The organism is Roseofilum capinflatum BLCC-M114 (assembly GCF_030068505.1).
Classification (GTDB): Bacteria; Cyanobacteriota; Cyanobacteriia; order Cyanobacteriales; family Desertifilaceae; genus Roseofilum; species Roseofilum capinflatum.
Map to the genome: position 1 here is coordinate 22969 of NZ_JAQOSO010000082.1, position 22867 is coordinate 45835.

The following is a 22867-nucleotide window of genomic DNA, read 5'->3' on the forward strand; positions in this document are numbered from 1 at the left end:
GCAACCGGCAGTGATAGAAATGATTTTCAAACGGTCTAATGAGCTAAATGAACTTTACCTTGATAATTTTGAGGGAAAATTAACCCAAACTATTGTCTTATCCCACATGAGTTGGTCAACCTATCAAGCCATGCTTCGGGATATGGGAGAAAGCCAGGCCATTCGTACCGCCTATAGTCAAGGCATTCTCTCCTTAAAAAGCCCCTCTAGAGTCCATGAAAAGATTAATCGCTTATTAGCTGCTATTGTGCAAACTTTAAGTGGAAAATTAAACCGCCAAGGTGTAAATTCAGGGTCGAAAACCATACAAAATCCAGAGTTGGCTCAAGCTATTGACCCAGATAGTGGCTTTTATTTAAATCGTTCTGAACTGCACCCATCAGATTCTGAACAGATTAAGAGCCTACTCCCCGATTTAGTGATTGAGATCGATCTGACCAGCCCCTCGACCCAACGAATGGATATTTATCATGATTTGAAGATACCCGAAGTTTGGCGATATAGCAAAAGTCGAGGGTTAGTTATTTATCAATATGAAAGTTTTGAGTATATCGAATCAGAAATCAGTCTTACCTTTCCCAGAGTAACGGCTACCCGTTTAAATGATTTTCTGATTTTACGCCAAACTCAACCCCATAATCGGGTGATTCGAGCAGTGCAAAACTGGAGTCGGAAATTGGAGCAGCGAAAATGAATCGTTGATACACAACAGTTTATCAACAACAACGATACAGCGCTTTGCTTGCTTTATCGCCCGAAAAACCGTCTTTAAGGGTTGTCTATTCCTAAAACGGGTAATAATTCGGGACGATCTCCGATCGCCAAAATTGCGATCGCCAGAAAGTCAGCAATCCAATCAGCTAACACATCGATCGCATCATCTCGGTGTTGTATGGCGGCTTCGATTCCGTCTTGATAGTTTGCATAAGCCTTATCAACCGCTTCTACCTTAACTTGCCCGGCTTCTAAGCGCTCCTGACTTAGCCCATAATCGGCTAACACATCCACAATAATTAAATCGTCCAAACTCTGACTATAAAACTGTTGAGCTTGCATCAGCCAACCCGATAAACTGGGCTTGCGATCGCCCATTAACCCCAGTTTCACATGGGTTACCCCATCTTTGCGAAACGCCACACGAGCGATCTTTAAATGCATATCATAGCTCGGTTGAGCGACCGCTAACGCCTCTTCCACAATGCTCATATCCCGTTCTCCGGATATGGGTTGAGCCATCAGCGCTTCCCAAGCTAAATCATACAGGGCTTTTCCCCGCTCGATGCGCTCCGGGGTATAGGCAAATTCGAGCAAGTAATTTTGAATCTCGGAATTGTTGAGAGCGCCTTCGAGGGCGACTTTGGACGATAGAAAAAAGCGATCGATACTCTCACTGAAAGACATAGACAAATCAACTCCACACTTACTCTATAAGGTGTAAAGTAGTTTAACAAATACTTTGCGCCCTACTCACCCATGACCTCTCAGAGCATTCTAGAACAGGATCGCTACTGGCTCCATAACGCCCAAGTTCCCCTCTGTCTGTTTCTCCCTAAACATTGCCCTCCCACAATTACGCCGAACTCGGAAAAATTGGTGCGGGTGGATATTCATATCGAGGAGGGGATGATTACGGAAATTTGCGCCAGTGGCGATCGCCTTCCCAGCCATGAAAATGAGGTCTACGATATGAAGGGAGGCCAAGTCTGGCCGACCTTTGTCGATATCCATACCCATTTGGATAAGGGCCATATTTGGCATCGGAGTCCCAATCCTGATGGTACATTCAATGGGGCGATCGCTGCTTCTGGAGAAGATGGCGATCGCTATTGGACAGCCGAGGATCTCTATCGGCGCATGAATTTTGCCCTAAAATGCAGTTACGCCCACGGAACCCAAGCCATCCGCACCCATCTCGATTTTAGGGGCGAAGAAACAGAAGTCACTTGGGAAGTCTTTCAAGCTCTACGGGAAGAATGGCAAGGGAAAATTCACTTGCAAGCCGCCAGTTTAAGCACGTTAGACATATTTTACGGCGATCAGCAAGGAGAAAAGTTAGCCGATCGCCTGGCAGAAGTTGGGGGAATTTTAGGCGGAATGCCCCTTATGAATCCTAATCTGGATGGCCAACTGACTAATGTGTCGTCTTTGGCAAAAGAGCGTAATTTAGACCTCGATTTCCATACAGATGAAAATCTAAATGTAGAAGCACGTACTCTTTATCAGGTGGCTAAAGCAGCGTTCAAATATAAATTTGAAGGGCAAATTACCTGCGGTCATTGTTGCAGTTTATCTGTACAAACGCCAGAAATTGTCCAAGAAACCCTAGAAGCAGTAAAAAAAGCCGGGATTGCGATCGTCAGCTTACCCCTGTGTAACCTCTACCTGCAAGACCGACAACCGGGGAAAACGCCTACCTATCGCGGTGTAACCTTAATTCAAGAAATGCAACAGATGGGAATTCCCGTCATGTTCGCTTCTGACAATTGTCGCGATCCATTTTTTGCCTTTGGCGATCATGACCTGCTAGAAGTGTTTAATCAGACCGTGCGAATTGCCCATTTAGATATCCCCTATGGAAATTGGCCGCAAGCCGTGACCACAATTCCCGGTAAAATCATGAAATTACCCCATCCAGTGGCGATCGCCGTCGGTTTACCCGCTAACTTAATTCTCTTCAAAGGACGGCGCTTTACCGAACTTTTAGCCCGTTCCCAACATGACCGCATCGTACTCCGTAACGGTCAACCCATCGATACCACCTTACCCGACTATGCCGAATTAGATCGCCTTTGAGCGAAAACTTTTGATCCTGACATATCGCACTTAATTTACTCAAAGTTCCTGCAAACAAACTCAGCTTTATAATTTATAATTTTTGCAACGGGACTACTTTAGGATTGAGAATTTTTCGCCCTAAACCAGTAAACTGAACCGCAACCGATTGCTGTTCTCCCTTACCGCCAAAAACATGGGTGATTTGCCCCACTCCAAAGCTCCGATGCAGCACGCGATCGCCCACTTGCCAACCCGTGTTTTTTTTCTGACTCTTTTTGCCCTTACTGGTCGGTTTATCGGCTGATTTTTTCACCGGTTTATTCACCATTTTTGACACCGACGTTTTGGGAGCTGGACTAGGAGAGGTCACCTGGGTTTGGTACGTCGTACCTCCCTTTAACAATTCGCGGGGTAATTCACCTAAAAATTGAGAGGGAGTGGCGGGTTCTCGGTTGCCCCATAACCGTCGTTCTTGGGCATGGGTTAAAAATAATTGTTCCTGAGCGCGAGTAATGCCAACATAACACAAGCGTCGTTCTTCTTCTAGGGCAGCAGGATCATCCATGCTACGAAAATTGGGGAATAAACCCTCTTCTAAGCCCACTAAAAACACAATCGGAAATTCTAAGCCTTTGGCTGCATGAAGAGTCATTAAGGTAACAGCATTTTCCCCTTCTTCCAGGTTATCTAAATCTGATTGTAATGGCGCATAATTGAGATAGCTAGATAAATGGGTATCTCCAGTTTCTTCCTCATATTGGATAATGGCACTCAATAACTCTTGTAGGTTTTGTAAGCGGTTTTCCGACTCGTCTGTTCCTTGGAACTTTAGATCTTTAAGATATTCGGAGTCCGTTAAAATACCTTGGGCAATGGTTGAAGCTTTTTCAGTTTCCACCCGCGTTTGCCAACTGGAGATCAGCTTATAAAAGCTCATCACTGCTTTGGTTGAGCGTCCGGCTAATGTCCGTACAGAGGTTTCATCACTGATAATTTCCCACAGGGGAATCCCCAGTTCTGCGGATGCACCTAAGAGCCGATCTAAGGTCGATTTGCCAATGCCTCGACGGGGCACATTAATAATGCGTAGTAAACTGACGGTATCGGCGGGATTGATTAATAATCTCAGGTAGCAAATGGCATCCTTGATTTCCTTGCGATCGTAAAATTTTAAGCCCCCCACCATCCGATATTTGATATTCTGGCGCACCAAAACATCTTCAAAGGCGCGGGACTGGGCGTTAGTCCGGTATAAAATTGCAAAGCTGCCCCAATTCACATCCGCATTCTTTTGTGTCAGTTGACGAATCTGACGGATTACAAATTCTGCTTCCTCGATCTCATTATCAGCTTGGTAACAGGTAATGGGAACGCCTGACTCACGAGTAGGACGCAAGACTTTATCAATTCGTTCTTGGTTGTTCTGAATCAGTTCATTGGCTGCTTGTAGTATATTTTCCCGCGATCGATAATTTTCCTCTAGTTTAATAATCGTCTCGCTTTTTTGGTCTGGTAAACCATCGCCAAAATCTTGTTGAAAATCCATCAAAATCGTAAAATCTGCCATGCGGAAACTATAAATGGACTGATCCGCATCTCCGACGACAAAAATCGAGCGATTTGCCCAGTCTTTATAGTCACGGGTATGGACTCCCCCGGTTGCTAACAGGCGAATCAAGTCATATTGGGTGCGGTTGGTATCCTGATATTCATCGACCAAAATATGATGAAAGCGGTTATGCCAGTAGGCTAAAACTTTCTCATTCTGGCGCATTAACTTCACAGGGACTAAAATTAGATCATCAAAATCGAGGGCATTATTTTCTGCCAGCCGTTTCTGGTAGTGTTCATATACTTCAGAAATCACCCGTCCTCGATAATTGGGTTGTTCCTGTTGAAAATCTTGGGGGGATAAGCCTTTATTTTTGGCATTACTAATGGCGTAACGCACGGATTTATGATTAAATTTCTTATCATCCAGGTTTAAGTCTTTGGTGACAATTTCTTTCACCAGACCTTGCACATCGGATTCATCAAAGATAGAGAACTGTTTATCCCACTTTCTGCCCCTTTCATCTTGATATTTATCGATGTCGTAGCGTAAAATGCGAGCGCAGGAGGCATGGAAGGTTCCCACCCATAGGGGTTTAATATAATCATGATAGATGCGCGATCGCAACCTCACCTGTTCCGCCTCCCCCAAATCATCCCAATCGCGTCCCGTAGAACTGGAGGCTAACTGCTGGGCAAACAGGCGCTCAATGCGCTCCTTCATCTCCCGCGCTGCCTTGTTCGTAAACGTCACTGCCAAAATATGTTCTGGATTGACCCGATGCCGTAAAATTAAATTAGCAATCCGATAGGTGAGGGCGCGAGTTTTCCCCGAACCTGCTCCAGCAACCACCAACATCGGGCCGCACACATGCTCAACTGCGTTTCGTTGTGAAGGGTTGAGTACACTGAGAAAGTCTGAGGTTTGGGTCATGGTTGGAACAAGGCTGAGTCTACGGAAAATCAAAAAAGACATTATAACATTACTTGTGTTGCTCAGGGAAATCAGAATGAATTAGAGTTTCCATCCTCTCTAACAAAAATTTCTGTGCTATTATCAACTTCGGTATTCAGAAATCAACGGATATCTAGACCGTCTCAGATTATCCCACTCTTTCTCTACCGCTTCACCACCCTCTTTCAACGCCCCTAATGTTCACCAATATTCGCCTGTTGCTTGAAGCTTGTCAGTCTTTAAACCTCGATTATGAGATGCTTCACCCTAATCAAAATGTCATCCAAGTTAATCTCGGTAAGCCTTATTTGTTTGTCAATGGATTCACCCCGATTTTAACCGGGGCGATGCTAAAAATCATTAAAGATAAAGATTATACTTATCATCTCCTCAAAGATAGAGTTTTAATGCCCAAAACCTCTGCCTATGTCGATCCTCATGTTTCTACTTATAAAAACTATGCCATCTGTAAAAGCATTCCAGAAATTGTGGACTCTATTGAAGATACATTTGATTTTCCAGTAGTGATCAAGAAAAATACAGGCTCTTGTGGCGTGAATGTTTTTTTGTGCGATCAAAAATCTCAAATTATAGAAGCACTAAACAAAATTTTTGATCGCAATGATAAAGAGTATGACTATATTGCTCTGGCCCAAGAAACAATTAAGATTGAGAGAGAATATAGGGCTATTTTTCTGAATCAAGATTTGGTTTTGCTCTATGAAAAAAATATCCAAAATGCCACATTTACGGGTAATTTAAGCCCTCTGCATTGGCAAGGCGCTCAAGCGATTCATGTCACCAATGAAGATACGATATGCCAGCTAGAGCAGTTTATTCACCCTATCTTTGAGCGATTGCAGATTGGCTATGCCGGATTTGATGTAGCAGTGGATCAGTCAGGACAGTTATGGTTAATCGAAATTAACTCTAATCCGAATTATGGTATTTTTATTCGCGATAATCCAGAAAAGTTGGCGGTAGAAGTGTTTGAAAAGCTTTTGCTGTTTCTGATGGAGTAATTTATTCCTGAGAGAAGCATCAGAACTCTGAGCATTGTCGAAGAACAATCAGATATTATGATCTGAATCATTAAGATCTAACGTTGCATAAATATCGCTCAAACTGACTTCAATTCCCAAGGTTTCTATCCGCGCCACTGCCTCTAGTCCTTCATAACTTTGTAGCATCCATAAGTTATCATCTCTGCGCCGGAAACAATCGACAACATAGCGTTGAGAATTGACTAAAATATATTCCTGTAAACTGGAAAGTGTCCGATAATATTGGAATTTTTCACCCCGGTCAAATGCTTCGGTAGACTGGGAAAGAATTTCAATAATGACATGAGGAAACTGAACGATATAGGAATCTTGATTGTCATTCTCATCACAAGTGACGACTAAATCAGGATAGAAGAACTTGTTTTGATTAGCAAGGCTTACTTTCACGTCAGCCATAAAGGTTTGACAGCGTGAATCCCTTAATCCTTCTCGCAACCGGAGAGCTAAGTTCAAACTAATGGTATTGTGGGCTTTAGATGAGCCTGCCATGGCGTAGACTTGGCCATTGATGTATTCATGCTTAATTTGGCTCTCTTGTTCTAATTCGAGATAAGCTTGTGGAGTTAGATAATTATCGGATTGTACAGCAATCATGGCAAGTTAATGAGTTAAAACTAAACTCTATGCTTTTGATTATACCTGAGTTCACTGACAATGTGGTAAGATGGTTATGTCTTCTATGTCATTTCACTATACCCGAAAAGTTCACTTTGCAGAAACGGATGCTGCTGGAGTGGTGTATTTTGCCAATGTATTTCAGTTTTGCCATGAAGCTTATGAAGCGTCTTTGGCTGCTGCTGGAATTGACTTAAAGGAGTTCTTTTGTCAGCCGAAGATTGCTTTTCCCATTATTCATAGTGAAGCGGATTTTTATCGACCTCTGACTTGTGGAGATTTCCTGGAGATTGAGTTAGAATCGGTGCTTTTGTCGCCAGAAGAATATGAAGTTAATTATCAGATAAAAGTGGGCGATCGCCTGGCAGCCCAAGCAACCACTCGCCATGTTTGTATCAATGCTCACCAGCGCACCCGGCAAGCTGTACCAGAATTCTTACTCAACTGGCTTAATCCTATCCAGTCTGGTTAAAGGAAAAAGAGAAGCGGGCAAGATGCCCGCACTCCTCCAATCCCTCGATCTTACTGGAGTGGGAGCGTCTCGCTCCCTAGATTTTCAAGGCATTATCGCAACTTCAGAATCTGGGCAGTAACCGCCAAACTTTCCTCGTATAAAACATCTCGCCCCCAGCGTTGCAACTGTTGACTCATCATCTCTTCTGCCTTTTGATCCGTCACCGCAGTCACCTGTTCGGTGCGACTATTGCTGGCACTTCCCCCCGCTTCCATCCGCATACATCCGGTGGTTTCCGAACATAAAATCGTGCAACAATTGGCATTAGGATTACTGGAATTGAGCAACACTCCAACTAAATCCCCTGGAATTTCGCCCCAGTCGGCTGTGGGAATGCCAGCTAATTCAGCATAAATTTTCTTGTTTTCCGGGCCAGAAAACTCAATCCGTTTAATATCATAATCGCCCCCTTCATCGTTATAAGCCACCGGTTGCCAACCCAGGCGACTGGCTAACCATCCTAAAAACATTAACGCTTGGGCATCATTGCCTTTTTCATAGTCAATGGTGACCTGATCGATATCCCCTAGGGAATCTCGGCGCTCTGGAGGATCGAAAGCGGCGGCAGTTAATTCTTGCCAGGGATAAAACCGATGCCAATTGAGGTCAGCAATATAGGTTTCCGATTCGATTAATTCATGAATTTTCAGGAGTTCTGAGTCCGGATCGCTAAAATAGCAGGAATCGACGACAATACAATTGGCTTGTTGGGCTAAATGTTGAAATAGGGGTTGTTCGGGGTTGGGGGTTGCTTTCCACCAGACAAATTTGGGTAAGTCGGGAATCAATAGGGAAGCAATCAACTCTTTGACTCGTTCTAAGGCTTCTTTTGTGCCTCGCAGGGTAATGTATTCACAACAGACCAAGGTGCTGCTACTGCTGCTTTTTTGAATGGGACAGTAGGCAGAGACTTGGGCACTCACGCCTCGATCTTCGCCTAAAACGGGGCAGAGGGTGATGATCCGACAGGGATTTTGGGAGGCGATCGCCTCACTAACACTCGATCCCCGCAAATCCACATTACTGAGCTGGGTAGTTTGGGAGGGCGATCGCTTCCCATACTTCTCGCGCAAACGGTCTAGCGTCTCCCCATCAATGCGACTGGTCACCCTCAAACCATAAGCGATCTGAGCCTCACGCACCGCATCCTTCATCATCGGGCCATTAATGCCATCAATCGAGCCACTATAGAACCCCAAACCAGCCAATAACTGTTGGAATTCCTCCGGCTCATAGATCACCATACTAAACGTCGCCGCTCTTGTGGCCACTGGGCTGGCCTTACCTGTATTTTGGCTCAACCAAATCTTATTCAGTTCCGCCTCAATTTCACTCAGAGAAATATCCTTCGGCTTTTGTAAAGTAACAATCGGAGTAGAAGTCATGATGAGTAATGGGTAATGGAACAGGAAAAGCCCTCTCCCTAAATCCCTCTCCCCAGGGAGAGGGACTTTCACTTCCTATTCCCCTTCTCCTGCGGGAGAAGGGGCTAGGGGATGAGGGGGCAAAGTGTTGGTCACTCACTAGAATTTGCTGTATCAACTCTCTAAAGTCTGCGCCAGCGACGGCCATCTCGGTTTAGTAATAACTCTGCCTCCACCGGTTCCCAAGTTCCCGCCTCATACAGAGGAATCGCTTCCGGAGGAGCGGGAGCATCCCACACATCCAACACCGGCGTTAGCACTCGCCAAGAGGCTTCCACCTCATCCCCGCGAGTAAACAGAGTCTGATCCCCTAACATACAATCAATCAACAAACGACTATAGGCATCCGTATTCGCTTGACCAAAAGCGCGATCGTAGCCAAAATCCATATCCACTGACCGAGTACGCAGAGAACTCCCCGGCGTTTTCACCTCAAAGCGCATCGAAATCCCCTCATTCGGCTGAATTCGCATCGCCAGCACATTCGGGTTCGCCTGCTTCGCCGCCGACTGGAACATCAAATAAGGCACATCCTTAAACTGAATCGCAATCTCCGAAACCTTTTTCGGCATCCGTTTCCCCGTCCGCAAATAAAACGGAACCCCCTTCCAGCGCCAATTATCAATATTCAACTTCAGCGCCGCATAAGTGGGAGTCACCGAATCCGGACTCGCTCCCTCCTCATCCCGATATCCCGGAACCTGCTTACCCCTACTCCAACCCGACGTATACTGACCCCGAACCGCACAAGCATCCAAATTACTCACATCCGCCAAATGAGTCGCCTGCACCACCTTCACCTTCTCATTGCGAATACTATCCGCATCCAAAGAATTCGGCGGCTCCATCGCCGTCAACGAAAACAACTGCATCAAATGGTTCTGCACCATATCCCGCAGCGCCCCAGACGTTTCATAATAGCCAGCTCGTCCTTCTAAGCCGACCATTTCCGCCACCGTAATTTGCACGTGGTCAATAAACTGGCGATTCCACAGGGGTTCAAAAATGGCATTCGCAAACCGAAACACCAACAAATTTTGTACCGTTTCCTTACCCAAATAATGGTCAATGCGGTACACCTGCTTTTCATCACAGACTTGGGTTACCACCCGGTTCAATGTCCGGGCGCTACCCAAATCGTGGCCAAAAGGCTTTTCAATCACCAACCGTTGCTTCGTCGGATCGTCTAACATACCCGCATTACCCAACTGTTGGGTAGCTTCCCCAAAGAAGCGAGGGGCAACAGACAGATAAAAAACCCGGTTACCACGAGTCCCCCGTTGGGTGTCAAGTTCTTCTAGAAAAGCTTTGAGCTTCTGATAACTTTCCGGGTTGTCAATATCGCCCGGACAGTAAAACAAACCTTGGGCAAACTCATGCCACAACTCTTCTGACTGAAGACCGCCCCCAAAATCTTCCACGCCTTCGCGCATATGCTCGCGAAAAAAGTCATGGCTCCACTGGCGACGCGCAACCCCCACAATGGTTAATTCTGGGGGAAGTCGTCTCTCTAATTTCATTTGGTAGAGAGCTGGGACTAATTTGCGTTGGGTGAGGTCTCCAGATGCACCAAAAATAATTAAAATCTGGGGTTCAGGAATTCGGTCTTGTTGTAGTCCAACGCGCAGAGGGTTTTCTGTGAGTGTAACCATAGAGAGTCAATTGACGATAGTGAGTTTAATCTAGATGTACACAAGGTTGGTGTGGGGTTATTTTATCTCTGAGGCACGGTTGAGGAAAGACTCGGCTAAGGCCACATCTTCTGGAGAGCCGATAATCAGAGGAGTTCTAGCGTGCAGTTCTTTGGGGATTACCTCTAAGATGTCTTGAGTTCCCGTACTGGCGCGGCCTCCTGCTTGTTGGGCAAGAAAAGCTAAGGGAGCTGATTCATAGAGTAATCGTAGTTTACCTTCTGGTTTTTTCAGAGTGCCCGGATACAGAAAAACTCCCCCCTGAAATAAAATGCGATGAAAATCACCCACTAAGGCTCCGCCATAGCGAGCCGTGTATCCTTCGTGGCGGTGAACATAGCGCACATATTCGCGCATGGGTTCATCCCATTGCCAAAAATTACCTTCATTGAGGCTGTAGACGGCTCCACGACTGGGGATTTGGATATTTTCTCGGCTGAGGATGAATTCTCCTAAGCTGGGGTCTAGGTTGAAAGCGTGGACTCCGTTGCCGACAGAATAGATCAGCATGGTACTGGGGCCATAGAGGATATAACCGGCAGCAATTTGTTTATGACCGTCTTGGAGGAGGTCAGAAGCGCTTTCATCTAAGTCCATGCCTTCTTGTTTGCGGATGGAGAAGATAGAGCCGACATTGAGGTTGGTATCGACATTAGAGGAGCCGTCGATGGGGTCGTAAATCAGGGTTTGACGACCGATGGGGCAGTTTTCGGGGATGTAATAGGGGTTCTCCATTTCCTCGGAGGCGAGGCGACAGACGAGACCGCTTTGTTTGAAGACGCTGATGAATACGTCGTTGGCGTAGACATCCATTTTTTTGACCGATTCCCCTTGGACGTTGGTCTCTCCCGTAAAGCCGAGAACGTTTTCCATCAGTCCTGCTCTGGACAGACGACGGGAGATGAGTTTTCCGGCTAGGGCAATGCGATTCATAATCGCACTGAGGTCTTGAGCGTCTGGGGAGAAGCTTTGCAGTTGTTGGAGGACGTGGCGGGATAGGGTGGTACAATCCCGGTCTAGGGCATGTTCTTGGGTAACTTCGACATGGGCATCGGCCATGGGTCGGGTTCCTCTGTTAACGTTCTAATGCAATGGACAGTGTTTAGAGTTGACCTGGAAGGGGTCATCCCTTGATATGGGCTTGTTGATTATGTTAAGGAATGGGGTTACTCAATGGCTCTAAGCTTAAGATGAATTATAGAAATGGCTGGCTAGGAAAGGGAAACAGGGTTTAATTACCTATGCTAGAGGATAACTGGGGGTTGAGGTTTTGGGGGAGATTGGCAGGATTAATCAGGAAAAAAGAGGATCAATTTTGCTTAAGAATGAAGAGACTGTACTCATGGGTTCTGAGAGGGCGATCGCCAGATTGATGAGCTGAGTCTGGTGGTTGTTTTAAACTCTCTGACCGGCGGTTGAAGTTATCCTTTATAATTGATGAAGATCCAACGCCAGATGAATGCACGTCCTCGAAGACTCTAATGTTAAATCTGACTTCTGTTGTCATTAATGAATTCTTGGTAAAAATTCGGGAAGGTTACCATCGGACTTATGGTGGCTATAAACCTGATTATGCGGATATTATCGTTTGGGCCGGAAGTATGGCCTTGGAGAATATTGCCAATAGTGATGCCCTTTATCATAATGTGGAACATACGATTTTTGTAACGTTGGTGGGGCAAGAAATTCTTCGCGGAAAACATATTCGTGAGGGTGGGGTTTCGGCAGAGGATTGGCTTCATTTTATGATTTCTTTGCTCTGTCATGATATTGGCTATATTAAGGGGGTTTGTCGTCAGGATCGGCATTCAGAACGGTTGTATGATTCTGGAATCGATAATAGTATGATTGAGTTGCCGCCAGGGGCAACGGATGCGGGTCTGACCCCTTATCATGTAGACCGGGGTAAGCGGTTTATTGAGGAGCGGTTTGGGGGTCATAAATTAATTGATGCAGAGGAAATTAAGCGTAATCTGGAGTTAACTCGTTTTCCGGTTCCCAAGGATGAAGATCATGCGGATACGGCTAATTATCCGGGTTTGGTTCGGGGGGCGGATTTGATTGGTCAGTTGAGCGATCCACAGTATTTACAGAAGATTCCGGCGCTGTTTTATGAGTTTGAGGAAAATGGGGCGAATAAACAGTTAGGGTATGAAAATCCTGGGGATTTACGGAATAATTATCCGGCGTTTTTCTGGAATGTGGTTGCGCCTTATATTAAGCCTTCGTTGAATCATTTGAAGTTGACGCAGGAAGGGAAGCAGGTGATTGCTAATTTGTATGCGAATGTTTTTCGGGTGGAACATGAGGCACAAACGGATCAGTTTGTTTGAGGGGAGTTTGAGGGGAGTTTGAGGGGACGAGACAAGGGAATGGGGTAGGATAGAGGGGATTTTGAGGTGTTAGGAGAATAAGTGTTATGGATGTAATTCCGGCGATTGATTTGCTCCAGGGAAATTGTGTGCGCTTGTACCAGGGAGATTATGAGCAAAGTCAGGTGTTTGATGAAAATCCGGTGGCGATCGCCCAACAATGGTTTTCTCAGGGCGCAAAACGCTTGCATGTGGTGGATCTCGATGGCGCGAAGTCGGGACAGTCGGTGAATTTGGAGGTCATTCGGGCGATCGCCCAATCCATCCCGATTCCGGTACAAGTGGGGGGCGGCTTGCGCGACTATACAGGGGTGGCCAACTTGCTCTCTACCGGGGTCAAACAGGCGATTCTCGGCACGGTGGCGGTGGAAAACCCCGAACTTGTCCAACAGCTCTGTCAGGAGTTTCCAGGGCAAATTATGGTGGGGATTGATGCCCGCGATGGTAAGGTGGCCACCAGGGGATGGTTGGAAACTTCGACCATTTCGGGGATTGAATTGGCCCAACAATGCGCCCAGATGGGCGTTTATGGCATTATTTATACAGACATTAGCCGAGATGGAACCTTGAAGGGGCCGAATATTCCGGCCTTGCGGGAAGTGGCGGAAGCCGTCGATGTGCCAGTGATTGCTTCGGGTGGAGTCAGCAGTGTGACGGATTTGCTCAGTCTCTTGGCCCTAGAGCGTTTGGGGGTGACCGGGGTAATCGTGGGTAAGGCGTTATACACCGGGGATGTGGTGCTGAAGGAAGCGCTCCAGGCGATCGGCCCCGGTCGTCTACAGGATATCCCCCCCGATTTTGATTCAACAGCGATCGGTTAGGTTGATTCTAATATCAAATCTAGAAAAGAATACTAGGTTTGATATTAGATGGCCGGATTGACCATCGAGCCTAAAAACAAAGGAGTTTGGGTTTCCTGGTCGTAAATGGCGTAGAAAAAGGGGCGATCGACGACCATTTCAAAGGGATTAGAGGGGGGACGAATGGAGGTGGCGACAATGCCAACGGAGGTGACCGCAGCCGCTTCTGTACCTTTTTCATTCACTTCAATAAAGGTTTTATGCTTCACGCGATCGATTTTGGCAGACGGGTCGATGCCGGAAAAATCAGCATTTTGACTAAAGGCAATATCCATGCCTAATGCGGATAAAACGGGTTTGAGTTCTACGCCATATTCAAGTTGAAATCGAGGCAGGGTAATAGAACCATCCTGTTGGGTAAATTGCCCTAGCCAGGTTTGCCAAGTGGTACTGTTAAGTTGGCTATAGAATTGGGATAGGCTTTGGTTCGGTTGGGGGAGAAAGACGTAGAGACTAAATCGGCCTTCACCATAGGGTAAGCGAATAGCTTGGAAGTGTTCGGTTTCCAAATAATCGTAGCTCCCGGTTTGGAACATCATGGGATGTTGCTTTTCTTGTCCGTTGGGGAGGTAAAATGGACGGTTTTGGGTGAGATTAGGATTAAATTCGTTTTGCCAGTCTCCTTTAAAGTAGGTGGCGTTAATGAGGAAGAGGAGATCGTTGGGATTAATGCGATCGACAATTTGGGGGATTTTACCTTGGGTTTGCTGGCTTACCCAATGATTGATGTGTTTAGGAGTGGCTGGATCGGTAAAATCTAACGATCGCAGATTCGCATCATAATAGGTTTGGGTTTGTTCCAGAAAGTCGGGTTTGAAGTTAATATCATTTCTGCCCCAAAGAGAATTGGCTAATTTGAGCTGAACGGATGGATCGTTCTGTTCTAAGCTCTGCTTTAGATCGGCGTAGGCTTGATTGACTTCGCTTAAACTCATGCCTTGTAGTTCTAAGGCATCATGCATGGCGGTTTGAGTCTCTCCTGATGCGCCATTGTAGGTCATGGTGAGGGCGATCGCCACACTGGAGGGAGAAATTAAGATATTTTCCTTTTCTTGCTCGGCTAATAAGTGCTGCCATAGCTTAAAGCTAAACCGGGTTTGGGCATCGGTTAACTGGGAATTCACAGGAGTATCGAGAGTTGTGACAATGGGTGATGAGGCGATCGCCCCTGGAGTGGTTGGACGAAAACATCCCCACAACCCCACCAGGACTAAACCGGCTGTCATCAGTATACCGACCTTTTTTAGCGTTTGTGCATTCATGCTCCGCACTCCAGAAGATAGAACTCTATAGTTCTAGGCTGTCATAGAGATGTGCCCGTGGGGGTGGTGTTACCCTTTCTGTAACCAAGTAAGCCGATCGCTCTTATGCTGACTGCAAGGTAAATTCCTAGTTCGCATGAACCAGAGGTAAAGTAGATTCACTGTCCATATCAGTCGTTTTTTCGTCCACATCCTCAGATTGCTCGTAGATCATGGCTCGATATCCCGTATTCGTGGGAATGATAACTGATTTAAAACCTTTACCCTTGATGGTAACTTTTGTGAATCCTTCTAAACTGAGAAAAGACCCCATCAATAGTTTGAGGGAAATGGTTTGGAAAATGACTCTAGTCCAATCAACTTTGAGACTCTTATCCAGAACAACATAATCATTGAGGATACCATGGCGGTCAAAATAGGCAACAACGCTGATATATCGCTTTTTGCGGCTTGACTGCTGGTAAATGGCAAATTTTCTTAAGGGATGTTGATGAAGAACCATGACTTTAAGTTAAAAAAGATTAAGGTTTGAAGCAAATTTTTTAAAAAGGGTTGAATTTAAGGAAATTTGAGGTTTTTTGGGTGAGTTTGAGTCCTGGAATCAGGGAAACCCTTGCATAACATCTCTCATAGCATACAGGATTTTGAAATTTCTATCAGTGCGGCTGAATACTCCTCTAGCGATCTGTCTTCAGTAAGATTAGCGAATTTTCACCCTAGATCCTGTTCAAAGAGAACAAAATCTCCGAATTTCTACGATTGGGTTTTACCGGCGCTTTAAGTTAAGGATAGGCGTACAAGGGGAATTTACTGAAAATACTAAATATAAAATCCGGTTTTTCCCCTAGACCTCTGACCCCCTATTTCAGTGAAGATGGGGATGGGGGGGATAGGGGAGAGGGGAGAAGTAAGTCTTCCCCATTCCCCATTCCTGACTGGCTATAGGGTTTGTAGGGCTTGTTTGATGCGATCGCCATCTTGTCCGTTCTGATTCCAGAGTAACCAGGATTGGATCAAGTCGGGGCCGTGGACTTCACCGGTTAAGGCGGCGCGTATACTCCGCATCACTAAGCCTTTTTTCACCTTCTTCTCTTTGGTGACCGCTTTAATTGCCTCCTTGAGGGTGTCTTCAGTGGCAGCAGAGCCTTCAACGGCAGCTAAAAGGGATTCTAAAATCTCTTTTACTCCTTCTTTTTGCAGTTGCTCCTGGGCTTCTGCGGAGAAGGTAATCTCTGAGGTAAAGAACATTTTGCCTAAGTCTACAGCTTCCGGCAGACGGGTTAAACTGGGGCCGATGAGGGCAACGAGTTGTTCTAACCAGGGGCGCTGTTGGGAGTCTACGTCATAACCGGCTTCTTTCCAGAGGGGAAGAACAAGGTCGGTTAACTCAGCGACAGGGAGATGATGGAGATATTGGCTGTTAATCCAGTTGAGCTTATCCCAATCAAATTTAGCACCGGCTTGATTGACGCGATCGAAGCTAAAGGTTTGGGCCGCTTCGTCTAGGGTAAAGATCTCCTGGGTCGCATCGGGAGCTGTCCAACCCAAGAGGGTCATATAATTGGCTAAAGCGGGAGCAATATAGCCCATCTGACGGAACTCGGAGATGGAGGTTACCCCATCACGCTTAGACAGTTTGCGCCCTTCTTGATTGAGAATTAGGGGCGTGTGGGCAAATTCGGGAACCTCTCCCCCTAGGGCTTCGTAGAGTAAGATTTGTTTAGCAGTGTTGGCGATGTGGTCTTCGCCGCGAATCACATGGGTGATAGCCATGTCCATATCATCGACGACTACGGCTAAGTTATAGAGGGGCTGGCCGACTCCTCCGGCTTCGGCAGCACGCGCAACGACCATATCCCCGCCTAAGTCGCTGGCTTTCCAACTGACGGTTCCTCGAACTAAATCTTTCCAGACAATGGTGCGATCGCCATCTATCTTAAACCGAATCACGGGTTTACGCCCTTCGGCTTCAAAGGCGGCTTGTTCCTCTGGGGTTAAATTACGATGGCGGTTATCATAGCGGGGGGCAAGACCGGCGGCTTTTTGCTTGGCTCGCATGTCGTCGAGTTCTTCGGTCGTGCAATAACAGCGATAGGCAAGTCCTTTATCGAGCAAGGTTTGCACGGCTTGCTTATACATATCAAGCCGTTGGGACTGATAAAAGGGGCCTTCATCCCAGGTTAAGCCAAGCCAACTCAGGCCTTCGAGGATATTATCGGTGTATTCGGGGCGCGATCGCTCTAAATCGGTGTCTTCGATTCTAATAATAAACTTCCCCCCCAGATGGCGGGCGAATAACCAGTTAAAGACAGCCGTCCGCGCTGTGCCAATATGGAGGTTTCCGGTGGGACTCGGTGCAATTCTAACTCTGACACTCACAAAAGTTTTCTCTTTGGATACAACTTTTTCTCATTTTAACGCTTGACTTGCTCTCTCCCTCTATCCCTCTCCCATGGGAAAGGGACGATACGCCGGTCTACTACCAACCTGTTGTCTTCATCTAGGGGCTTTGCGCTCTTTGCGCTGTAACGGGGGAGCTAGGATTCTTTTGCTTCTAAGGCTTCCACGCGACTTTTTAAGGTTTGATTGGTTTTCTTCAACTGCTCGACTTCTTGCCGTAGGGTTTCTACAGCACTATCAGAGCCGATCGCCTTTTGCACCTTTTGCACCGCTTCTTCCGCTCGACGTTGCACCCGCCCATCTGCGGTTGAAGCGGCGAGATTTTGCAAAATCTCCATCGCTTTTGCCGTTTTCATGGTTCCTAAAGCCTGAATGACTGCCATTTCGGTCAAGAAAAACGATTCAGCCGATAGAGCTTCTAACCGCGCTAACACCTGTTCTACCTCAGCTTCATCTTGACCGGAGGATACCGTACCCAAGGCACGAATCGCACTTAAGCGCAGGGGTTGGGGCATACCCGCTTCGGTATACTCTAGAATCACCTCTAAGGCTGCTTTAGACCGATTCATTTGACTTAAACCGGCGATCGCCCCACTGCGAACCACCTCATTCCAACCGGCTTTAGTCTCCAAGACCTTCTTGAGCAATTTGATCGCCTTACGGGGTTTAGGCAGATCCTTATCCTTAATTGCGGCGATCGCCCCTATCCCCCTAGCAGCAGAGGCTTCCACCTGATAAGAGGGATCGCCATTGACCAAAATCGACTTCAGAGCCTTATAACTGGCCTTCGTTTTAATTTTCCCTAGGGCCTCAACCACCGCCTTACGGACTCGTGCATCCCCATCTTTCAACCCCGGTAACAGAGCCTCAAACCCCTGATCCAGGCGAATTTTAGCCAAACTCTTCGCAATTTCTACCCGTACTCCCCAAAAGGGTTCAGTTTTCAGCGCTTCCGCCAAAGCCTCAACTACCGGCAAAGTCCCCTTTTTGACTAAAGCACTCAAGGCATAAATGCGAGAAATGGGGTCAGGATCGTAAAACAACTGGGCCTTTAACTCGGCCACCGGATAGTCTAAAACCACGGTTTTCAGATAGCAATTGCCCACATCAAAACTAATAAAACTGGGCTTCTCCTCTAACGGAAAATAAAACGTCTCTTCGACTTGATGAATCCTCACCTGATGGGAAGCGATCGAACTCTGTTTCGCTGGCGCGATCGCCACTTCTGGTTTTTGACCTTCTTTCTCAGACGGCACAACGGAGCCAAAACCGATGGAGATTTTCAAATCAAATAACGCTTTTTCATCGTCTTTCGCTTGGGTTTGCACCACTGTCACCTTGGCCAGCTTATGGTCGCGATCCCAACTGTAGCTCACCTTAAAATCGGGATGACCGCCACGATAGACATATTGATCGAATAAAAACAGCAGATTTCGGCCCGTTGCTTCTTCAACCGCTCGCAGTAAATCCACCGTTTCTACGGTACTGTGGGCATGGTTGCGAACGAAGGTTTGGATCGCCTTTAAAAATAAATCATCCCCCAATTCTGCCCGCATCATATGGTAGACACAGGCTCCTTTTTCATACAGATGCCGGTCATAAAGTTCGATCGGCTCCCGATAGACATGGGTGACGATGGGGCGACGATAACGGGTTTTATCTTCTTGTATATAATTGCGGGCTTCTCTGAGGTAATAATAAGCGGCATCCTCTGAGCCATATTCATGTTCTGTCCACAGCACTTCACAATAGGAAGCCATCCCTTCTTTAATCCAAGCGTGAGACCAATGTTTAATTACCACTAAGTCCCCAAACCATTGGTGAGCCAGTTCATGGGCGACTAAACTTTCGGTGAAGGGATGATCGACTAGGGCCCGTTTATCGAGGAGACAGCGATCGGTTAACAGGGTAGTGGAGGTGTTTTCCATGCCCCCAAAGATAAAATCAGCCACACAAACTTGGGCGTATTTGGGATAGGGATAGGGATAATCAAAGATGTTGCTAAAGAAGTTGATCATTCGGGGCGTTTTGCCCATGCTTCTCTGGGCATCTTCTTTACGGCTTTTTTCCACGTAATAAGTAACGGGTTTATCTTGCCATTGGTCTTTGATTTCCACAAATTCACCCACTGCTAGAGTGATTAAATAGGTGGGATGAACTTCTTTTTGAAACCAGTGATAAATTTTGGTTTTTCCTTGAGTTTGGGTGTCGATCAGTTCCCCATTGGAAATGGCCATATATTTAGCGGGGACTTGTACGCGAATTTCGGAAGTCGAGAGTTGGCCGGGATAGTCCAGACAGGGAAACCAGTAACGGGAGTCTTCATCTTCTCCTTGTGTCCAAACTTGGGTCGGTTTGTCCCGATAGTGACGATCGGGATGAATGAAATAGAGTCCTCTTTGGGGATGTTCGACGCGATAGGTGATTTGGATTTCTAGGGTTTGTTGGGCTTGGGTGGGGGGGTCTAGATGGATGTGGAGCTGTTGACCATTGTAGTCAAAAGATTGGGTTTTGTGGTTGATTTTGACCCCTTCGATGATTAGATCTACTGCGTCTAGGGTGAGGGTTTCAATCCCGGTGCGAATAGGTTTGAGATGGAGGGTGCAGGAACCGCTATATCGAGACTGGGGAATGTCTAGGACTAAATCCAGGAAAATATGTTCGACTTGTCCGGGGCGATCGGGGGTATAGTGGGGATAGGAGCCAGGAAGTTGAAAGGATTTATGCTTAGGTTTTTCGCCATCGAGAAGGGATTGCAATAGTTCAGACATGCAGTTACGGATGAGATTAGGAGCAATTTTTTAGTTTAATACAGTTTTTAGGGTTTGGAAAATTTACCGGGGAAAACTAATCTATGAGTCAGTCTTCTATTGGTATCGGCATTGTCGGCACAGGATTTGGTCAAAAAGTTCATATCCCTGCTTTTAAGCATCACCATCGTACTCAAGTGGTAGCAGTGTATCACCGGGATCGGGCGACGGCTGAGAAGATCGCTGCTGAACATCAAATTCCCCATGCTGTAGATACCGTAGAGGCGATCGCCCAATTGCCAGAGGTAGAAGCGGTTAGTATTTCTACCCCACCCTTCTTACACTACGAAATGGCGAAAACTGTTCTGACGGCAAAAAAACACCTATTGCTGGAAAAACCAACCACCCTATCGGTTCAGTCGGCCCAAGACCTTTATCAATTGGCTCAAGCTCAAGGCGTTGTGGCAGCGATGGATTTTGAATTCCGGTTTGTCCCCGCATGGCAAAGAGTTCAAGAACTGCTTGCTGATAATTATGTGGGGGAAAAACGGTTCATTAAAATTGATTGGTTGGCTCCCTCTCGCTCCGATCCGAATCGTCCTTGGAATTGGTATTCCCAAAAAGAGAAAGGAGGCGGAGCATTAGGGGCGATCGGTTCCCATACGTTTGACTATATTGCTTGGCTATTTGGAGACATCAAGCGGCTATCGGCTCGCTTGAGTACCGCGATTGGCCAACGCCGAGATCCGACGACAGGAGAACTCAAACTGGTAGACGCAGATGATACCGGTTTATTGATGCTCGAACTGGCTGATGGTACGCCTTGTCAAGTCTCTCTCAGTTCGATCGCCTATCAAGGACGGGGGCATTGGGTAGAAGTGTATGGCGATCGCGCTACCCTGGTTTTAGGCAGTTCCAATCAAAAAGATTATATCTATGGCTTTACCCTGCAAGGAGCCAAATTTGGCGAACCGTTGAGCCAACTAGAGATTCCCCAACGTCTAGAGTTTCCCCAAACCCACTCCGATGGACGTATTACCGCATTGATGCGCGTGGTGGATGCTTGGGTAGAAACGATAGAAAATCCTTCGGTTCAACCCACGGCTGTTCCCACCCTACGAGACGGGGTATACTCCCAACTGTTGATCGATTTAACCCATCAATCCCATAGGACAAACCGTTGGGTCGAAGTTCCCCAGCGATCGGATTTGATTTAATTGACAGGAAACAACCGAGTTTTGTCCTTTGCCTTTTGCCGATTCCCCATCCCTTGACATTGCTATGACGACCTCTGTTTCTTCCTTATCCAGCCTTCTTGAGGCGATCGAAAAAGCCGACTCCTCCGATCGCCTGATTGACGCAGTAGAAGACTTAGCTGCTGCCCAAATTCCCGAATCTGCCCCCACCCTCATTCAAGTCCTCAGTTATAACAACCCTGGAGCGGCCGTTGCTGCGGTTGATGGCTTAATTGCCCTAGGCGATTTAGCCGTTAATGACTTACTCCAACTTCTCGATAATTACAACTACGGGGGACGCGCTTGGGCCATTCGCGCCCTAGCCGGAATTGGTCACCCTGATGCTTTAGAAACCTTGCTAGAAGCGGCCACCACTGACTTTTCCATGAGTGTCCGTCGGGGGGCTGCCAGGGGACTCGGTACGATCCAATGGTCAAAATTGCCCTCTACTGAGGTTTCTGCGGCCCAAGAGCGGGTGATGAAAACCTTATTTCAAGTGACCGAAGATCCTGAATGGGTGGTGCGCTATGCTGCTGTTGTGGGTTTAGGGTCTCTAGGGGAAAGCGTCGATCCCAGTCTCTACCCAAAAATTATCGATCGCTTACAGCAACTTCAAGATCTCGAAGAAGAGCCAAGTGTTCGCGCACGTATTCAATGGGCGATTCAAGGTGTGAAACAAAAAAAGAGCGATCGCCCATAAATCAGGCACTTCCATCAAGGGTTCGTTAATCGAGCTTTTCGCCGCTAATAATAAACATGGGATTGACGGCGGCAAAAACCTGATACATGCCCCGTTTTTCCAAACGATTGACCCCAGACTGAACAACTTCGATATTCCGAACTTGGAGCTGGGCAAAGCCTTCGGAGAGAGCATATAAACTTTCTAAAGACGCAGCAGTGGCGACGATGCGCCCTTCTGGGAGTAACAAATTCCAGACCGCTTCTAAAATGGGTCTAACGGAGCGTCCCCCTTCCATACAAACGCGATGGGGACGCATGGTGATTTCCTGTAAACATTCGGGGGCGCTGCCTTCAATAATCTCTACATTTTGGACTTCAAAGCGATCGCAATTTCGACGAATTAAGCTGGCGACCTCATTATCACGCTCAACCGCAAAAATTCGTCCTTCTGGACACAATAACCCGGTTTCCACCGGAATGGTTCCCGTTCCTGCGCCAATGTCCCACAAGACTGAATCCTTACGCAACCGCATCGCCGAAATGAGCAATAACCGGATCTCCCGCTTACTTAAGGGAATACCCGGTAACCGCTCAAATAGATCGTCGGGGATACCCGGAGAAACAAAGGGCCAAAGGGACATAAGATCAATTAAAAATTAGAAATTAAAAATTAAAAATGGGTCTGGCTTGGGGTCACCATTGCCTATTTCACCCAATT

At 46.7% G+C, this 22867-nt stretch carries 19 protein-coding genes; 8 read left to right on the forward strand and 11 right to left on the reverse strand.

Annotation, left to right across the window (positions count from 1 at the left end; translation table 11 throughout):
• The first annotated feature begins 19 nt into the window (after positions 1-19).
• Entirely contained in the window at positions 20-694 is a 675-nt protein-coding gene (locus PMG25_RS14600) for a Uma2 family endonuclease (RefSeq protein ID WP_283767630.1), read from the forward strand.
• A gap of 74 nt (positions 695-768) precedes the next feature.
• Here PMG25_RS14600 and PMG25_RS14605 read toward each other — a convergent pair whose 3' ends face one another.
• On the reverse strand, positions 769-1401 hold the full coding sequence (locus tag PMG25_RS14605) for a PQLLE family protein (RefSeq protein ID WP_283767631.1): 633 nt from the start codon (positions 1399-1401) through the stop codon (positions 769-771).
• Between the two features lie 72 nt (positions 1402-1473).
• On the opposite strand from PMG25_RS14605, the gene PMG25_RS14610 reads away from it, so the two are divergent.
• A complete protein-coding gene (locus tag PMG25_RS14610; protein ID WP_283767632.1) occupies positions 1474-2793 on the forward strand; it encodes a cytosine deaminase in 1320 nt (439 codons plus the stop codon).
• 73 nt (positions 2794-2866) lie between these two features.
• Here the strand turns inward: PMG25_RS14610 and pcrA are convergent, their stop codons facing one another.
• The gene (gene pcrA, locus PMG25_RS14615) at positions 2867-5260 is read right to left on the reverse strand and encodes a DNA helicase PcrA (protein WP_283767633.1); all 2394 of its coding nucleotides are present in this window, start codon (positions 5258-5260) and stop codon (positions 2867-2869) included.
• A gap of 218 nt (positions 5261-5478) precedes the next feature.
• On the opposite strand from pcrA, the gene PMG25_RS14620 reads away from it, so the two are divergent.
• Entirely contained in the window at positions 5479-6303 is an 825-nt protein-coding gene (locus PMG25_RS14620) for an ATP-grasp domain-containing protein (protein ID WP_283767634.1), read from the forward strand.
• 48 nt (positions 6304-6351) lie between these two features.
• Here the strand turns inward: PMG25_RS14620 and PMG25_RS14625 are convergent, their stop codons facing one another.
• On the reverse strand, positions 6352-6939 hold the full coding sequence (locus PMG25_RS14625) for a Uma2 family endonuclease (RefSeq protein ID WP_283767635.1): 588 nt from the start codon (positions 6937-6939) through the stop codon (positions 6352-6354).
• 85 nt (positions 6940-7024) lie between these two features.
• On the opposite strand from PMG25_RS14625, the gene PMG25_RS14630 reads away from it, so the two are divergent.
• Positions 7025-7432 (forward strand): acyl-CoA thioesterase, encoded by a 408-nt coding sequence (locus PMG25_RS14630; RefSeq protein WP_347178842.1) that lies wholly within the window; start codon positions 7025-7027, stop codon positions 7430-7432.
• Between the two features lie 92 nt (positions 7433-7524).
• Here the strand turns inward: PMG25_RS14630 and opcA are convergent, their stop codons facing one another.
• The 3 genes from opcA to fbp form a co-directional block, all read right to left on the reverse strand.
• A complete protein-coding gene (gene opcA, locus PMG25_RS14635; protein ID WP_283767637.1) occupies positions 7525-8859 on the reverse strand; it encodes a glucose-6-phosphate dehydrogenase assembly protein OpcA in 1335 nt (444 codons plus the stop codon).
• A 161-nt stretch (positions 8860-9020) separates the two neighbouring features.
• The gene (gene zwf, locus PMG25_RS14640; protein WP_283767638.1) at positions 9021-10550 is read right to left on the reverse strand and encodes a glucose-6-phosphate dehydrogenase; all 1530 of its coding nucleotides are present in this window, start codon (positions 10548-10550) and stop codon (positions 9021-9023) included.
• Between the two features lie 57 nt (positions 10551-10607).
• Complete coding sequence (gene fbp / locus PMG25_RS14645; RefSeq protein WP_283767639.1) at positions 10608-11648, reverse strand: class 1 fructose-bisphosphatase; 1041 nt, start codon at positions 11646-11648, stop codon at positions 10608-10610.
• Positions 11649-12070: 422 nt separating this feature from the next.
• Between fbp and PMG25_RS14650 the strand changes: the two genes are divergently transcribed.
• Both PMG25_RS14650 and hisA read left to right on the forward strand, forming a co-directional pair.
• On the forward strand, positions 12071-12922 hold the full coding sequence (locus PMG25_RS14650) for an Npun_R2479 family HD domain-containing metalloprotein (RefSeq protein WP_283767640.1): 852 nt from the start codon (positions 12071-12073) through the stop codon (positions 12920-12922).
• 86 nt (positions 12923-13008) lie between these two features.
• Entirely contained in the window at positions 13009-13782 is a 774-nt protein-coding gene (gene hisA / locus PMG25_RS14655; protein WP_283767641.1) for a 1-(5-phosphoribosyl)-5-[(5-phosphoribosylamino)methylideneamino]imidazole-4-carboxamide isomerase, read from the forward strand.
• Positions 13783-13826: 44 nt separating this feature from the next.
• Here hisA and PMG25_RS14660 read toward each other — a convergent pair whose 3' ends face one another.
• The 4 genes from PMG25_RS14660 to PMG25_RS14675 form a co-directional block, all read right to left on the reverse strand.
• On the reverse strand, positions 13827-15083 hold the full coding sequence (locus PMG25_RS14660) for a serpin family protein (RefSeq protein ID WP_283767642.1): 1257 nt from the start codon (positions 15081-15083) through the stop codon (positions 13827-13829).
• A 127-nt stretch (positions 15084-15210) separates the two neighbouring features.
• Positions 15211-15585 (reverse strand): hypothetical protein, encoded by a 375-nt coding sequence (locus PMG25_RS14665; RefSeq protein WP_283767643.1) that lies wholly within the window; start codon positions 15583-15585, stop codon positions 15211-15213.
• Between the two features lie 437 nt (positions 15586-16022).
• Complete coding sequence (gene gltX, locus PMG25_RS14670; protein ID WP_283767644.1) at positions 16023-17462, reverse strand: glutamate--tRNA ligase; 1440 nt, start codon at positions 17460-17462, stop codon at positions 16023-16025.
• Between the two features lie 158 nt (positions 17463-17620).
• Positions 17621-20254, reverse strand: coding sequence for a M1 family metallopeptidase (locus PMG25_RS14675; protein WP_283767645.1), 2634 nt, complete (start codon positions 20252-20254; stop codon positions 17621-17623).
• Positions 20255-20337: 83 nt separating this feature from the next.
• On the opposite strand from PMG25_RS14675, the gene PMG25_RS14680 reads away from it, so the two are divergent.
• Together PMG25_RS14680 and cpcF are read left to right on the forward strand one after the other, a co-directional pair.
• Entirely contained in the window at positions 20338-21450 is a 1113-nt protein-coding gene (locus PMG25_RS14680; RefSeq protein ID WP_283767646.1) for a Gfo/Idh/MocA family protein, read from the forward strand.
• Positions 21451-21514: 64 nt separating this feature from the next.
• Complete coding sequence (gene cpcF / locus PMG25_RS14685; RefSeq protein ID WP_283767647.1) at positions 21515-22168, forward strand: C-phycocyanin alpha-cysteine-84 phycocyanobilin lyase subunit CpcF; 654 nt, start codon at positions 21515-21517, stop codon at positions 22166-22168.
• A gap of 25 nt (positions 22169-22193) precedes the next feature.
• Here cpcF and cbiT read toward each other — a convergent pair whose 3' ends face one another.
• On the reverse strand, positions 22194-22790 hold the full coding sequence (gene cbiT, locus PMG25_RS14690; protein ID WP_283767648.1) for a precorrin-6Y C5,15-methyltransferase subunit CbiT: 597 nt from the start codon (positions 22788-22790) through the stop codon (positions 22194-22196).
• Positions 22791-22867: the final 77 nt, after the last annotated feature.